General features: G+C 44.5%; 12 protein-coding genes. 9 read left to right on the plus strand and 3 right to left on the minus strand.

Annotated features, from left to right (window positions below):
- Positions 1 to 33 precede the first annotated feature (33 nt).
- The 6 genes from cccB to minJ all read left to right on the plus strand — a co-directional run bounded on the left by cccB (position 34) and on the right by minJ (position 5,766).
- Positions 34 to 372: a cytochrome c551 gene (cccB, locus tag NZD81_RS14435; protein ID WP_014665540.1), complete on the plus strand. Its 339-nt coding sequence runs from the start codon at positions 34 to 36 to the stop codon at positions 370 to 372.
- 233 nt (positions 373 to 605) lie between these two features.
- Positions 606 to 1,292, plus strand: coding sequence for a cell division ATP-binding protein FtsE (gene ftsE / locus NZD81_RS14440; RefSeq protein WP_014665539.1), 687 nt, complete (start codon positions 606 to 608; stop codon positions 1,290 to 1,292).
- Positions 1,285 to 2,175 (plus strand): permease-like cell division protein FtsX, encoded by an 891-nt coding sequence (ftsX, locus tag NZD81_RS14445; RefSeq protein WP_015251119.1) that lies wholly within the window; start codon positions 1,285 to 1,287, stop codon positions 2,173 to 2,175. Before ftsE ends, ftsX begins: the two co-directional genes overlap by 8 nt.
- 139 nt (positions 2,176 to 2,314) lie before the next feature.
- On the plus strand, positions 2,315 to 3,757 hold the full coding sequence (gene ctpB, locus NZD81_RS14450; protein ID WP_069150407.1) for a carboxy-terminal processing protease CtpB: 1,443 nt from the start codon (positions 2,315 to 2,317) through the stop codon (positions 3,755 to 3,757).
- Between the two features lie 383 nt (positions 3,758 to 4,140).
- Complete coding sequence (gene swrA, locus NZD81_RS14455) at positions 4,141 to 4,494, plus strand: swarming motility protein SwrAA (RefSeq protein WP_015251121.1); 354 nt, start codon at positions 4,141 to 4,143, stop codon at positions 4,492 to 4,494.
- Positions 4,495 to 4,572: 78 nt separating this feature from the next.
- Positions 4,573 to 5,766, plus strand: a complete 1,194-nt coding sequence (gene minJ, locus NZD81_RS14460; RefSeq protein ID WP_282373659.1) for a cell division topological determinant MinJ — start codon at positions 4,573 to 4,575, stop codon at positions 5,764 to 5,766.
- Between the two features lie 47 nt (positions 5,767 to 5,813).
- Here the strand turns inward: minJ and NZD81_RS14465 are convergent, their stop codons facing one another.
- From NZD81_RS14465 to NZD81_RS14475, 3 genes are all read right to left on the minus strand, one after another.
- A complete protein-coding gene (locus tag NZD81_RS14465) occupies positions 5,814 to 7,148 on the minus strand; it encodes an MFS transporter (protein WP_014665535.1) in 1,335 nt (444 codons plus the stop codon).
- A gap of 30 nt (positions 7,149 to 7,178) precedes the next feature.
- Positions 7,179 to 7,748 (minus strand): TetR/AcrR family transcriptional regulator, encoded by a 570-nt coding sequence (locus NZD81_RS14470; protein WP_014665534.1) that lies wholly within the window; start codon positions 7,746 to 7,748, stop codon positions 7,179 to 7,181.
- A 74-nt stretch (positions 7,749 to 7,822) separates the two neighbouring features.
- On the minus strand, positions 7,823 to 10,318 hold the full coding sequence (locus tag NZD81_RS14475) for a PEP/pyruvate-binding domain-containing protein (RefSeq protein WP_282373658.1): 2,496 nt from the start codon (positions 10,316 to 10,318) through the stop codon (positions 7,823 to 7,825).
- A gap of 428 nt (positions 10,319 to 10,746) precedes the next feature.
- Here NZD81_RS14475 and NZD81_RS14480 point away from each other — a divergent pair, with 428 nt between their 5' ends.
- From NZD81_RS14480 to uvrA, 3 genes are all read left to right on the plus strand, one after another.
- The gene (locus tag NZD81_RS14480; protein ID WP_003228053.1) at positions 10,747 to 10,977 is read left to right on the plus strand and encodes a CsbA family protein; all 231 of its coding nucleotides are present in this window, start codon (positions 10,747 to 10,749) and stop codon (positions 10,975 to 10,977) included.
- Between the two features lie 185 nt (positions 10,978 to 11,162).
- Positions 11,163 to 13,148, plus strand: a complete 1,986-nt coding sequence (uvrB, locus tag NZD81_RS14485) for an excinuclease ABC subunit UvrB (RefSeq protein ID WP_172640937.1) — start codon at positions 11,163 to 11,165, stop codon at positions 13,146 to 13,148.
- Positions 13,149 to 13,155: 7 nt separating this feature from the next.
- Entirely contained in the window at positions 13,156 to 16,029 is a 2,874-nt protein-coding gene (gene uvrA, locus NZD81_RS14490; protein WP_282373657.1) for an excinuclease ABC subunit UvrA, read from the plus strand.
- The last annotated feature ends 11 nt before the right edge of the window (positions 16,030 to 16,040 follow it).

The raw sequence follows: 16,040 nt of genomic DNA on the forward strand, positions 1-16,040 counted from the left end.
GGAAGAGATCGTAAAGGAGTTGTGCTTCTCAACATGAAATCAAAGTTATCGATACTAATGCTTGGATTTGCGCTTTCTGTTCTGTTGGCTGCCTGCGGTTCAAACGATGCAAAAGAAGAGAAGACAGACACCGGCAGCAAGACGGAAGCCACTGCATCTGAAGGGGAAGAATTATATCAGCAAAGCTGCGTTGGCTGCCACGGCAAGGATTTAGAAGGTGTGTCAGGACCTAATCTCCAAGAGGTCGGAGGCAAATATGACGAACACAAAATTGAAAGCATTATTAAAAACGGCCGCGGCAATATGCCAAAGGGGCTTGTAAATGATAACGAAGCCGCTGTTATTGCCAAATGGCTGTCAGAAAAAAAGTAAGATGAGAAAATCCTTGCCGAGTGCTGGCAAGGATTTTTTTATACCATAACAATATGAATGAAAAGAAACTGTAATAGTATTATGTCTAAAATTGACGTATAATGAAGTGTATTGAAAAAGGAAACTTTCAGATTTTTCATCTTTTTACAAATGAATGGGTCATAAATTGTCGAATGCATTCGAAGAGTATGACCGTGTGATAGATAAAATGATATAAAAGATTAGGTGATTTCATGATAGAAATGAAGGAAGTATATAAAGCCTATCCGAACGGCGTAAAAGCGCTCAATGGGGTTTCTGTTGCCATTCATCCCGGCGAGTTTGTGTATGTTGTCGGTCCGAGCGGAGCGGGTAAATCTACTTTTATTAAAATGATTTACAGAGAAGAAAAACCGACAAAAGGACAAATTTTAATCAATCATAAAGATCTCGCGGCAATTAAAGAAAAAGAGATTCCTTTCGTGCGCCGTAAAATCGGCGTTGTCTTTCAGGATTTCAAGCTTTTGCCGAAACTTACTGTTTTTGAAAATGTGGCATTTGCCCTTGAAGTAATTGGAGAACAGCCGTCTGTCATTAAGAAACGGGTGCTTGAAGTGCTTGATCTCGTGCAGCTGAAGCATAAAGCGAGACAATTTCCTGACCAGCTTTCAGGCGGGGAGCAGCAGCGTGTATCTATTGCCAGATCAATTGTGAACAACCCTGATGTTGTGATTGCTGATGAACCGACAGGAAACCTTGATCCGGATACGTCTTGGGAAGTCATGAAGACGCTGGAGGAAATTAATAACCGCGGGACAACAGTCGTGATGGCGACACATAATAAAGAAATCGTAAACACCATGAAGAAACGTGTCATTGCAATCGAAGATGGTATCATTGTGCGTGATGAGTCAAGAGGGGAGTATGGTTCATATGATTAAAATTCTCGGGCGCCACTTGCGTGAGAGTTTTAAATCTCTCGGGAGAAACACATGGATGACATTCGCATCCATTAGTGCTGTAACCGTTACGCTGATTTTGGTCGGCGTGTTTTTAGTGATTATGCTGAATTTGAATAACATGGCTACGAATGCTGAGAAACAAGTCGAAATCAAAGTGTTGGTTGATTTGACTGCAGATCAGAAGGCGCAGGACAAGCTTCAGAACGATATTAAGGAACTGAAGGGCATTCAGAGTGTTACGTTTTCATCTAAAGAAAAAGAGCTTGACCAGCTGGTTGACAGCTTTGGCGACAGCGGAAAATCCCTGACGATGAAGGATCAGGAAAACCCGCTTAATGATGCGTTTGTCGTCAAAACGACAGATCCGCATGATACGCCGAACGTGGCGAAAAAGATCGAAAAAATGGATCATGTTTATAAAGTCACTTACGGAAAAGAAGAGGTCAGCCGTTTGTTTAAAGTAGTCGGCGTTTCCCGCAACATCGGAATCGCGTTAATTATCGGCCTGGTATTTACGGCGATGTTCTTAATTTCCAACACCATTAAAATTACAATTTTCGCAAGAAGAAAAGAAATTGAAATCATGAAGCTTGTCGGCGCGACAAACTGGTTTATCCGCTGGCCGTTTTTCCTTGAAGGGTTGCTGCTAGGCGTATTCGGTTCTGTGATCCCGATTGCATTGGTGCTGAGTACGTACCAATACGTCATCGGATGGGTCGTTCCAAAGGTTCAAGGGTCATTTGTCTCTCTTCTTCCTTATAATCCATTTGTATTCCAAGTTTCGTTAGTGCTGATTGCAATCGGTGCAGTAATTGGAGTATGGGGAAGTCTGACTTCCATCCGCAAATTTCTGCGAGTATAAAGTGAAAAAGCCGTCCCGCTTTCGGGGCGGCTTTTCATTTGCCTTCTTTTTCTTCTATGATTACATGAAATCTCCATCCTTTACATATACTATCTCTAGGTTTTGATAAAGACAGTCTGGCATACAGGAGGAGTAAAGGATGAATCAAAAAATAATGGCTGTGATAGCAGCAGGGAGCATGCTGTTTGGAGGCGCCGGTGTATATGCGGGAATCAACCTGCTTGAGATGGATAAGCCCCAGACTGCAGCAGTTCCCGCGACGGCACAAGCTGACTCTGAACGGGATAAAGCTATGGACAAAATCGAAAAAGCGTATGAGTTAATTTCGAATGAGTACGTAGAAAAAGTTGATAGAGAAAAGCTGCTCGAGGGAGCCATCCAGGGAATGCTGTCTACGCTAAATGATCCTTATTCTGTTTACATGGACAAGCAGACAGCTAAGCAATTTTCTGATTCTCTTGATTCCTCATTTGAAGGCATCGGGGCTGAGGTTGGCATGGAAGACGGCAAAATTATTATCGTTTCCCCATTCAAGAAATCGCCAGCGGAAAAAGCCGGGTTGAAGCCTAATGATGAAATTATCAGCATCAATGGAGAATCGATGGCCGGCAAGGATTTAAACCACGCTGTGTTAAAAATAAGAGGAAAGAAAGGGTCCAGTGTTTCAATGAAGATTCAGCGGCCCGGAACGAAGAAACAGCTGTCATTCCGGATCAAAAGAGCTGAGATTCCGCTTGAAACTGTTTTTGCATCAGAGAAAAAAGTGCAGGGGCATTCTGTCGGATATATCGCTATCTCTACTTTTTCTGAGCATACCGCAGAGGATTTTGCAAAAGCATTGAGAGAGCTTGAGAAAAAAGAAATAGAAGGACTAGTCATTGATGTACGGGGCAATCCGGGCGGATATCTTCAAAGTGTGGAAGAAATACTTAAGCATTTCGTTACAAAGGATCAGCCGTATATACAGATTGCTGAACGCAATGGAGATAAAAAACGTTATTTCTCAACATTGGCCCATAAAAAAGCGTACCCTGTCAACGTGATTACGGATAAAGGAAGTGCCTCCGCATCAGAAATTCTTGCCGGCGCGTTAAAGGAGGCTGGCCATTATGATGTTGTAGGCGATACGTCTTTTGGCAAGGGAACGGTTCAACAGGCTGTGCCAATGGGGGACGGCAGCAACATCAAATTAACGCTCTACAAGTGGCTGACGCCAAATGGAAACTGGATTCATAAGAAAGGAATTGAGCCGACCATTGCGATTAAGCAGCCCGATTATTTTTCCGCAGGGCCGTTGCAGCTGAAAGAGCCGCTTAAAGTGGACATGAACAATGAAGATGTCAAGCATGCGCAGGTATTGTTAAAAGGTCTCAGCTTTGATCCGGGACGTGAGGATGGCTATTTCAGCAAAGACATGAAAAAAGCGGTTATGGCCTTTCAGGATCAAAACAAGCTGAATAAAACGGGTGTAATCGACACACGCACTGCACAGGCACTGAATCAGCAGATAGAAAAGAAAAAATCAGATGAAAAAAATGATTTGCAGCTTCAAACAGCATTGAAATCATTATTTGTCAATTAAAGGAGGTGGTATTCCATCTCCTGTTTCTTTATGCTTAAAGAGATTATGGATCATAAGTCACATAAAAAATGAGTTTTTGACAAGAAATTAAAAAAATTTTCACAAATAAACATTTATAAAGGACTGTTATTACCCGATATCAATATATGAGAGAGACTTTCTAACGAGTTAATATGCATTTAAAATGAAACTTTTGCAAGTTGCCTAGTCTTTGTTTACTTCATACAATATAAGAAGGTTCTAAAAAGAACAGTAATCAGGTTTATGGCAGCTGAACGACAGGTATTTAAAGAGTAACGTTAGCGAGAATGCTTGTTAGCACTCCAGTACTGCTGCGTATACTGGCCCGTGCTTATCTGGATAAAGAAAATGGGGGTTCACAATTGAAGAGGGCAAGTATTGTGCGTGAGAAAAAATATTATGAATTAGTGGAACAATTAAAAGACAGAACACAAGACGTAACATTTTCAGCTACAAAAGCACTAAGTCTTCTTATGCTGTTCAGCAGATATTTGGTCAATTACACCAATGTCGAATCAGTAAATGACATTAATGAGGAATGTGCCAAACATTATTTTAACTACTTAATGAAAAACCATAAGCGATTAGGAATTAATCTGACAGATATAAAAAGGTCGATGCATCTAATCAGCGGGTTATTGGATGTGGACGTAAACCACTATTTAAAGGATTTTTCACTATCGAATGTCACGCTGTGGATGACGCAAGAGAGATAAACTCTCCTGAGGATATCCAAGCCATTTAATATTTGATAGAATATGAGTAACATGTTTGGCTTGAGGCGGTGAGAGATAGTGTCTGTTCAATGGGGAATTGAACTGTTAAAAAGCGCGGGCCTGTTCTTCTTACACCCGCTTTTCTGGTTTTTTATCATCATAACTCTGGCTTTCGGCTATGTAAGAATCAAAAGGGAACGCAAAACCTTTCATACAAGAATAGCAGATATTTATGATGATCTGAAATTTACATATACAAAGGGACTGATTCCAGGTTTTCTTTTGTCAGTTGTTTTAGGTGGACTCGGATTATCGATTCCTCTCGGTTTACTTGCGATTATTGCCGTTATCACTGCAGCGGCAGCGTTCACTCTTCGCGCAAACTGGATGTCTGCTGCATATATCGTCAGTGTGAGTATGCTGATAGGTTTTGGACTGCAAGTCTATCAGGCTGAGCCCTTTCTGGAGAGATTTCCGCAAGGATTTGCAGTTGTTTGGCCGGCTGTGGCTGTGTTTCTAGGTTTGCTGATTATCATTGAAGGAGCGGTTGCTTATCGTTCTGCGCATGTGAGAACATCACCGGCGCTTGTCGTAAGCAGCCGCGGTTTGCCGATCGGACAGCAGCTGGCAAACCGGGTTTGGCTTTTGCCGCTGTTCCTTCTCGTGCCCGGTAATGGTTTAGAATCGCATCTTAGCTGGTGGCCCGTGTTTACTGTTCCCGGCGGCTCATTCCATTTTCTATGGATTCCTTACTTTGTCGGATTCGGACAAAGGGTACAGGGATCGCTTCCTGAAACGAGTATAAGGATTACAGCGAAACGCGTTTGTATTCTCGGCCTTGCCGTCACAGTTCTTGGTGCAGCAAGCTTGCTTTGGACGCCGCTTGCGGGTGCAGCCGTCTGTACAGCTTTGTTAGGACGCATTTTTCTGTCTATAAAGCAAAGGGTGAATGATAACGCGGCTCCGTTTTATTTCTCGAAACGGGATCAGGGCTTGATGGTGCTTGGGATTATCCCCAATACGCCGGCTGAGGACCTGGAATTGAAAATCGGAGAAATCATTACAAAAGTTAATGGGATACCGGTTAAGAACGTTTCCGATTTCTATGAGGCGCTCCAGCATAACCGTGCATATGTGAAGCTTGAAATTATCGGTTTGAATGGAGAAATTCGTTTTGACCAGCGAGCTTCTTATGAAGGAGAACATCATGAATTGGGCATCCTCTTCGTAAAGGATGAACGTGAAGACGAAGCAGCCGCTTCGGGATCATAAAAGGCAGCCCGGCACCGCAGGAAGATGCGGGGCCGGGCTGTTTTGTATTACGCTGAGTTTTTTTCAATCCGTGCCGTTTCATCAGATTTGATGCCCAATGAAACAAAAACGCCGATAATGGATACAGCAAAGAGAATCATAAATAGGGTGTGATATCCCGAAATCAGGCCGATTAAGGCTGATGAAATGATGCTTCCGAAATAGCGGAAGGTCGAGAAAATGCCGGATGCCACTCCTGACATACTAGGATCTACTGTGGCAAGGGATGACACCTGCATGCTGGTCAGGCCGACTCCGGAAGCAAGCCCGCCAAGGATAAGAGACAGCATGAGAAACAAGACGGAATGTGAGCTGCTTAACAGCAAAAATAATAGATTCGCTCCAGCCATCATAGCAAATGAAAGAAAAATGATTTTTTTTGCTCCCCACTTATGATGGAACTGTGCGCCCACCCAGTTGCTGGCTGACATGAAGATCGAAAATACGGAAAGCGCCATCCCGCTGTTAGACGTAGTAAGCCCAAATTGGTTCGTCATGAACAACGGCATGATCAATAAGACGGCATACATCATTAAATTGCTTAACAAGACTGATAGATTGGCATTTGTAAAGGTTGAGCTTTTAAACAGTGCAAAGTCAATGATTGGATGCTGCGTACGTTTTTCTCTTCTGAAAAAAAGCGGAACAAAAAGAAGTATTAATACACTGTATACCGCATAACCCCACGAAGCCTCATTTTTCGTCAGCAGGATAATGGAAACGATGCTGCCTGCAAGCAAGAGAGAGCCGATGATATCCAGCGGCGCGTCAGATTTATTTTCTTTATATTGAGGAAACATCGTTAATGCCGTAAATAAAGCAATGGCGAGGAACGGAATGTTGACCCAAAAAATCGAATGCCAGCTGAAGCTGTCAATCAGTATAGAGCCGATAAAAGGCCCGAGTGCTGCACCAAGTCCCGCGCCCAGTCCGAAAAATCCAAACACTTTCGGCAGGCGTTTTTCAGAAACCACATGCCGGATAATGGCAATGCTGTTTGGCGTAAGCAATGCCCCGCCGACTGCCTGCAATGCCCGAAAGACAATTAACAGGAGCAGACTTGGTGAGAGAGCGCAGCCTAGGGATGCGAATAGAAATAGGCCGACTCCCCATAAGTACATTGTTTTATTGCCGTACATGTCACCGAGCTTTCCTGCAATCGGCTGTGTGACTGCCATCACGATTAAATAAACGGTAACCACCCAAGTGATGCTTGCGAGGGATTCGTTATACGTATGGGAAATAGATGAGAGCGCGACCGCGATCATCGTTGAGTTAATGGGAACCAGAATGGCCCCCAATAATAGCGAGACGATCAGCGCCCATTCTTTTCTTGAGCTCATTGGGATCCTCCTTTTTATTATGCCAAGGAGTTAATCAGCAGAAATTCCTTTGACAAATAAAGCTGTGCTGTGCTCCAGCATTTTTTCCTGGGGCATTGATATGACCCGATTTCCTAAATGGAGACGGTGAATGAAATAACCGAAGATAATCGACATGAACACGTCGGCATGCTCCGCTTCATTTCCTGTCTGAATAACCCCTTTTTCACCCATCGTTTTGAGATAATCAACCAATAGCTGTTTCATAGATTGGGGATATTCAGTGACGTGGTTAATGACATCCTGAAACATGGCCGGTTCACGAAAGCTGATTTTAATGATATCTTTTCTATGTTCGAGCTCCTCCAAGAGACAGGTTCCGATATGAAGCAGGTCTTTGTACAAATCTCCTTCGGTTTGTTCCAAAATGCTGCTTCTGTTTGTAGAATGCTGAGAAAGCAAAGCCTCAACTAGTCCTTGTTTGTTTTTAAAGTTTCTGAAAATCGTCGCTTCACTTACGTTTGCTTTTTCTGCAATTTCTTTTGTAGTCGTTGCGCGATATCCTTTTTGGACGAGCAGCTGCATGGCAGCGTCAAGGATTCTCTTGTTTGTCGGTCTCAATACGTTTCACCTCACGAATATACTGGCAGGACAAGTATACACCCGCCCCGCTTGTATAAGAAAGAGGGGACGCATCAGGACCGGCTGACAACTGTGATTTTGCCGCTGCTTCCGTCAACCGTGATGATGTCTCCGTCTCGCAGTCTTTCTGTTGCCGTGCGTGTGCCGAGAACGGCTGGAATGCCGTATTCACGGGCGATAATCGCAGCGTGAGACAAAATGCCGCCCGTGTCTGTAATAACCGCTTTGGCGTCTTGAAACAGGCTGGTCCATAGCGGTGTGGTCATCTTGCAAACGAGTACGTCCCCAGGCGCGAATTGAGAAAATTCATTGGCGTCCCGAATGATCTTCACCGGACCTGTCGCAATGCCGCTTGACGCCGCAATGCCAAAAATATGATTCTCTGTGTTTTTTTCATCCTCTATCACAGCGCCGACAATTTCTTCAGCAGCTTTTAGCTGTTCTTTTGTCGGAGTGCCGAGATAGGCAGGGGCTTGGGCCAGCTCATACTCATGAAAGGTCTGCCTGCGTTTTTCAGCCTTTTCTTGCAGGGATACAGGGTGAAGAAGCGCGTGTTCCACTTCGTCGTCATATAAGAACCAAAGATCCTCACGATCTTGAATAACACCGTTTTCCGCCAGCAATTCACCTACCTTCAGCAGAAAGATTCTCGCCTTGGCATCCAGCATGGCGTCAATATAAAAGTGGTGATCATCTTTTATATTTGCAGCGTTCAGCGTCCATTGATAAAGGCGGCCAAATTCTGTGCGTAAATCGGGATCTTCTATGTTTTCCAAGAATTCATTGTATAATTTCTCTCGTTTTTCTTTCGTTTTCTGAAATTCATTGTCAAAGTGATAGCCATTACGGACATAATTTTGAATATTGGCCAGAGCAAAATACGGATTTTCCGCCCAGATTTGTTCAATCAGATCATGACTTTTAACAGATCTCCATCCGTATTCTTGCAAGAATTCATGGATGTTCTTCAGGAAGCGTCTTCCCTCATCTGTTTGTTCCAATTTTTCCTGGAGCTGTTCAGGCTTGTTGTTTTCAAAAATGGCCATAAGGTGCGGGTTCTCCTGAACTTCAACGGCAAAAAGCCATAGGCAGCGGTCAGTTTCCAGTGATTTGTTCATTTTTCCTGTCAGCATCTCGTAAAAATGAGCGTTTTCGGACTCTCCTTGAATGTCCTGATACATCGCTTGCAGTTTGTTTGTTAAAAGGATTTGCGGGAAAACGATATTGAAGTGCTCTTCATAAGCCTTGAGATAAAAGGCCTTTAGTTGTCGAAAAGCATCCAGTGCGCTTTCTGCAGTATGCTCAGTTTGTGCGAACTGGTCCAGTGTCCGGTAAAAAGGAAGATAGGTGTGATTGATGATGTCATACATACGCTCCGATAAAATTGGGAAAAGCTCTTTGCCACAGTCTTCAGAAGGAGGCTGCTGCCCTCCTTGATTTTTGGAATAAATATGTCCGCGATAAAGTTTTACTTCATCAACAACAACACCAATCGGGAACTTTTGCATGCTCTTCTTTAGGCCATATTCCAATGCCGGCACGATGAACGATGAAAATAATGGACTCACCGGACCTTCAATATTAGACTCCATGTTAAGCCAGAAATCATTCATATCAGCATCGGTAATCATGAAGCTGCGTTTTTCTTCTGCCGCTTTTTTGTCCTGTTCAATGGTTGTAATCGGGCGAGCTTGCAGAAGGTATATTTGATGATCAGCAATTCCAAATTCTATATCAACAGGATACCCGTACAGGTCTTCAGTTTTTTTTGTGATTTCAGCCAAATCAATCACTTGTTCATCTGTAAGGCAAAAACGGCTGCGCATGTCTTCACTCGTTTCCTTTTCAGCAATTCCTTCTGCCGCAGACTCCATGTAGATTTCTTTTGCCCCTATTTCTTTCTGAATCTCAAACGAAGATTTATGAACAATGAACGTGTCTGGGGTAACACTTCCTGAAACGACAGCTTCACCCAGCCCGTAGCTGGCGCTGATTAAAAGCTCTCTATCATCATGGGTAACAGGGTTGCGGCTGAAAATAACACCTGACACTTCTGAATCGATCAGCCCCTGAACGACCACTCCCATTAACGGCTCTGTGATTTGATTGTTCATTTTTTTCTTATAACTGCTGACCCGCCCTGAAAAAAATGAGGCCCAGCACTCTTTCACTTTAGCCAGAAACTCTTCCTCTGTTTTGATATTTAAGTAGGTTTCATACTGACCGGCGAATGAGGCGCCTTCTAAATCTTCCGAAGCAGATGAAGAACGCACGGCTACGGATCGATATGATTCTCTAAGCTGATAAAAAGAACTAGTCAGCTCATTTTTCAGCTCTTCCGAAAATGTTCCGGAAATGATCCCGCTTTCGACGCTCTTGCTAGTCTCTTGAAGCTGGTTGTCCTCCATAAAACGTGCGAGCGCGTTCGTTTGAATAATAAACCCGTCCGGAACAGGAAGACCGTGTTTGGTCAATTTAATCAAATTCATTCCTTTTGCTCCAGCCAGCTGGCTGGACTCTTCTGCCTGGCGAAATAAAACAGAATACATAGTTGAAACCCCTCTCTCCTTCATTTTATTTTTCTCTCTAGTCTTTTTATGGCGGAGCCTGTGTTTAAAAATGATAGTAAACACTATCATTCCATTGTAGGTTTTCAGGAAAATGCTGTCAAACTCAGAAAGTCCTAAATAAAATGAATAGTTAAGTTAGTTATATTATCATGAAATATACGGATGAACTGGTGCTGTATACCTATTTTCTTTTATTCTAGGAATCTGGCGGCGGACTTGATGATGTAACAAAAAAAGTGCCGTTGTGTGGAACAGCAGCACAATGTCCGGCACCAAAATGCAAATATGGTGATTGATTTTGGATGAAAAGGGGTATGGTGTAGGAGAGGGAGCGAATGCATGATTGTCCGATTCTTCATTTTTTACTATAATCAGATCAGATGAAGAATCCCTGAGGAGGGTTTTTGTTGATTACAAAAGCCGTTTTTGCATTGTTTTTCCCTTTTATGCTTGTCGTTCTATTTACTAGAGTCACTTTTAATCATTATGTGGCGATTGCTCTAACAGCTGCATTGCTGTTTGCCTCTTATTTAAAAGGCTATACAGAAACGTATTTTATTGTAGGATTGGATGTTGTATCACTTGTGGCTGGCGGACTGTATATGGCCAAAAAAGCTGCAGAGAAAAAAGAAGAATAAATCGGACATAATGAATATAAAGACCGAATACCTGCTTTTACGTTTAAAAAGCAGGTTTTTTATACACAAAAACAAATGGAAATAAAAAACCACCGAACTTTAGTTCGTATTTTTAGTGATTTTGCTTTCCATTGTGTTACTATATCTATAGGAAGATTTCGTTAAAGAAACGGAGGCTTATTTTTGTGAAAGATCGCTTTGAGTTAGTCTCGAAATATCAGCCCCAGGGAGATCAGCCGAAAGCCATTGAAAAGCTTGTAAAAGGAATTCAGGAGGGCAAGAAGCATCAGACTCTGCTGGGTGCGACAGGAACTGGGAAAACATTTACGGTGTCCAATTTGATTAAAGAAGTCAATAAGCCGACTCTCGTGATTGCCCATAACAAAACCCTTGCTGGACAGCTTTACAGTGAGTTCAAGGAATTTTTTCCGAACAATGCTGTCGAGTACTTTGTCAGTTACTATGATTATTATCAGCCGGAGGCGTATGTGCCTCAAACGGATACATTTATAGAGAAAGACGCTAGTATTAATGATGAAATTGATAAACTGAGACACTCCGCCACATCGTCTCTGTTTGAGCGTAGAGATGTCATTATTATTGCGAGTGTGTCTTGTATATACGGCCTCGGTTCGCCTGAGGAATACCGGGAAATGGTCGTGTCATTGCGGAGTGAAATGGAAATTGAGCGCAACGAGCTGCTCAGAAAACTTGTAGATATCCAATATGCCCGCAACGATATCGACTTTCAGCGCGGCACATTTCGTGTGCGCGGGGATGTAGTGGAAATCTTCCCGGCATCCCGTGATGAGCATTGTATCAGAGTTGAATTTTTCGGTGACGAAATTGAACGGATTCGGGAAGTGGATGCGCTGACAGGAGAAATTCTCGGCGACCGTGATCATGTTGCGATTTTCCCGGCGTCCCACTTCGTAACGCGGGCCGAGAAAATGGAGAAAGCGATTCAAAATATCGAGAAAGAGCTTGAGGAACAGCTGAAGGTTATGCACGAAAACGGCAAGCTGCTTGAAGCGCAGCGTTTAGAGCAGCGGACAAGATATGATCTTGAAATGATGCGTGAAATGGGTTTCTGCTCGGGTATCGAGAACTATTCAAGACATTTGACGCTGCGGCCTCCAGGTTCAACGCCGTATACGCTGCTTGATTATTTCCCAGACGATTTTATGATCGTAGTGGATGAGTCGCATGTGACCATTCCTCAGGTGCGCGGCATGTTTAACGGAGACCAGGCGCGGAAACAGGTGCTTGTTGATCACGGCTTCCGGCTTCCATCAGCGCTTGATAACCGTCCGCTTCGTTTTGAGGAATTTGAAAAGCATATGCACAATATCGTGTATGTATCAGCAACACCAGGGCCGTACGAGATTGAACATACAGATGAAATGGTCGAACAGATCATTCGTCCGACGGGGCTTCTTGACCCGCTTATCGATGTGCGTCCAATCGAAGGCCAGATTGACGACTTGATCGGCGAAATTCAAGCAAGAATCGAGCGGGATGAACGGGTGCTTGTGACAACCCTGACGAAGAAGATGTCAGAGGATCTGACCGATTATTTAAAGGAAATCGGCATTAAAGTAAACTATCTGCATTCTGAGATTAAGACGCTTGAACGGATTGAAATTATTCGTGACCTGCGCCTTGGCAAGTACGATGTGCTTGTCGGCATCAACCTGCTGAGGGAAGGGCTGGACATTCCAGAAGTATCCTTAGTTGCGATTTTGGATGCGGATAAGGAAGGCTTCCTTCGTTCTGAGCGTTCGCTGATCCAGACCATCGGGCGGGCAGCGAGAAATGCGGAAGGCCGCGTCATTATGTACGCCGATAAAATAACGAAGTCTATGGAAATTGCGATTAATGAAACAAAACGACGCCGCGAGCAGCAGGAGCGGTTTAACGAAGAGCACGGCATTACGCCGAAAACGATAAATAAAGAAATTCGTGATGTCATTCGTGCAACAGTAGCAGCTGAGGATAAAGCGGAATACAAAACAAAAGCCGCGCCGAAGCTGTCGAAAATGACGAAGAAAGAACGCCAGAAAGTCGTTGAACAGATGGAGCATGAAATGAAGGAAGCCGCCAAGGCGCTTGACTTTGAAAGAGCCGCGGAGCTTCGCGATTTACTTTTAGAGCTAAAAGCGGAAGGATGATGAACAAATGGCTATGGATCGGATAGAGGTGAAGGGAGCCAGGGCGCATAACCTGAAAAATATAGATGTAACGATTCCGAGAGATCAGCTTGTCGTTGTCACGGGTTTGTCCGGATCAGGTAAATCCTCCCTTGCCTTTGACACGATATATGCTGAAGGACAGAGACGGTATGTCGAATCGCTGTCTGCTTATGCCCGCCAGTTTTTAGGGCAAATGGATAAGCCTGATGTTGATGCAATTGAGGGACTGTCTCCCGCCATCAGCATCGATCAGAAAACAACGAGCCGCAATCCGAGGTCTACTGTCGGTACGGTAACGGAGATTTATGATTATCTGCGTCTTTTATATGCGAGAGTAGGGAAGCCTCATTGCCCGGAGCACGGAATTGAGATTACATCCCAGACCATCGAGCAGATGGTGGACAGAATTCTGGAATACCCGGAACGGACGAAGCTTCAGGTGCTGGCGCCGATTGTCTCGGGTCGAAAAGGCGCTCATGTCAAGGTGCTTGACCAGATTAGAAAACAAGGCTATGTCAGAGTCAGAATTGACGGCGAGATGGGTGAGCTTTCCGACGATATCGAATTAGAAAAGAATAAGAAGCATTCCATTGAGGTTGTCATTGACCGGATTGTGGTGAAAGAAGGCGTGGCAGCCCGTCTGTCAGATTCATTGGAAACGGCGCTCCGTTTAGGTGAAGGACGGGTTATGATTGATGTCATCGGTGAGGAAGAGCTGATGTTCAGCGAGCATCATGCCTGTCCGCACTGCGGATTTTCAATTGGTGAGCTTGAGCCGCGGCTGTTTTCGTTTAACAGTCCGTTCGGGGCGTGTCCGACGTGTGACGGTCTCGGAATGAAGCTTGAAGTGGATGCCGACCTTGTCATCCCCAATCAAGATTTGTCATTGAAGGAGAATGCGGTCGCCCCATGGACACCAATCAGTTCACAATATTATCCTCAGCTGCTTGAGGCAGTCTGCACCCACTACGGGATTGATATGGATGTGCCGGTCAAAGATCTGCCGAAGCATCAACTGGATAAAGTGCTGTACGGCAGCGGAGATGATCTGATTTATTTCCGATATGAAAATGATTTTGGACAAATCCGTGAAGGTGAAATTCAATTTGAAGGCGTATTGCGCAACATTGAAAGACGCTATAAGGAGACAAGCTCTGATTTTATCCGTGAACAAATGGAGCAGTATATGTCTCAGAAGTCTTGTCCGACGTGCAAAGGCTATCGGTTAAAGAAAGAGGCGCTTGCCGTATTGGTTGACGGACGCCACATCGGAAAAATTACCGAGCAGTCTGTAGCCGATGCACTCGCCTTTTTCAAAGGCCTTACCCTTTCTGAGAAGGATATGCAGATCGCCAATTTGATTTTGCGCGAAATTGTGGAGCGCTTAAGCTTTCTGGACAAAGTCGGCCTCGATTACCTGACATTGAGCAGGGCAGCGGGAACGCTGTCCGGTGGAGAGGCACAGCGCATCAGGCTGGCGACTCAAATTGGCTCGCGCTTATCCGGTGTGCTTTATATTTTAGATGAACCGTCTATCGGTCTGCATCAGCGTGATAACGACCGCTTGATCAGCGCACTGAAAAATATGAGAGACCTCGGGAACACGCTGATTGTTGTAGAACATGATGAAGACACGATGATGGCAGCGGATTATTTAATAGATATTGGACCGGGTGCCGGCATTCACGGCGGACAGGTGACATCTGCAGGTACGCCGGAAGAAGTGATGGAAGATCCGAACTCATTAACTGGCAGCTATTTATCAGGGAAAAAGTTTATCCCATTGCCTCCTGAAAGAAGAAAGCCGGATGGACGTTACATTGAAATGAAAGGCGCTTCAGAAAACAACCTGAAAAAAGTGAATGCCAAGTTCCCGCTGGGGACGTTTACAGCAGTTACAGGTGTTTCCGGTTCAGGAAAGAGTACACTCGTTAATGAAATTTTGCATAAGGCGCTGGCGCAAAAGCTTCATAAAGCGAAAGCGAAGCCCGGCAGCCATAAAGAGATAAAAGGTTTGGACCATTTAGACAAAGTCATCGACATTGACCAGGCGCCAATCGGTAGAACGCCGAGATCCAACCCTGCGACATACACCGGTGTGTTTGATGACATTCGCGATGTATTTGCGCAGACAAATGAAGCGAAGGTCCGCGGCTATAAAAAAGGCCGTTTCAGCTTTAACGTGAAGGGCGGTCGCTGTGAAGCCTGCCGCGGAGATGGGATTATTAAAATTGAAATGCACTTCCTTCCTGACGTATACGTTCCATGCGAGGTATGCCACGGCAAACGCTATAACCGGGAAACGCTTGAAGTGACGTACAAAGGAAAAAGCATCTCTGATGTGCTTGATATGACGGTTGAAGATGCTCTTTCTTTCTTTGAAAATATCCCGAAAATCAAACGCAAGCTTCAAACCCTATATGATGTTGGTTTAGGTTATATTACGCTCGGCCAGCCGGCGACGACCTTGTCGGGCGGAGAAGCGCAGCGCGTGAAGCTCGCATCAGAGCTGCACAAACGCTCGACCGGACGCACGCTCTACATTTTAGATGAGCCGACGACAGGTTTGCATGTCGACGATATCGCCAGACTTCTTGTCGTGCTGCAACGATTGGTAGACAACGGAGACACTGTACTGGTTATTGAGCACAACCTTGATATCATTAAGACGGCCGATTACATTGTGGATTTGGGCCCGGAAGGCGGAGCCGGGGGCGGAACCATTGTCGCGTCAGGAACGCCTGAGGAAATCACCGAAGTGGAAGAATCGTATACAGGCCGTTATTTGAAGCCTGTTATGGAGCGTGACAAAAAACGCATGAAATCGCTCTTGGAAGCGAAAGAAACGGCTACATCTTAAAAAACTTTATT

Origin of the sequence: Bacillus sp. B.PNR1 (genome assembly GCF_030386235.1) — a bacterium.
GTDB classification, from domain to species: Bacteria; Bacillota; Bacilli; order Bacillales; family Bacillaceae; genus Bacillus; species Bacillus stercoris.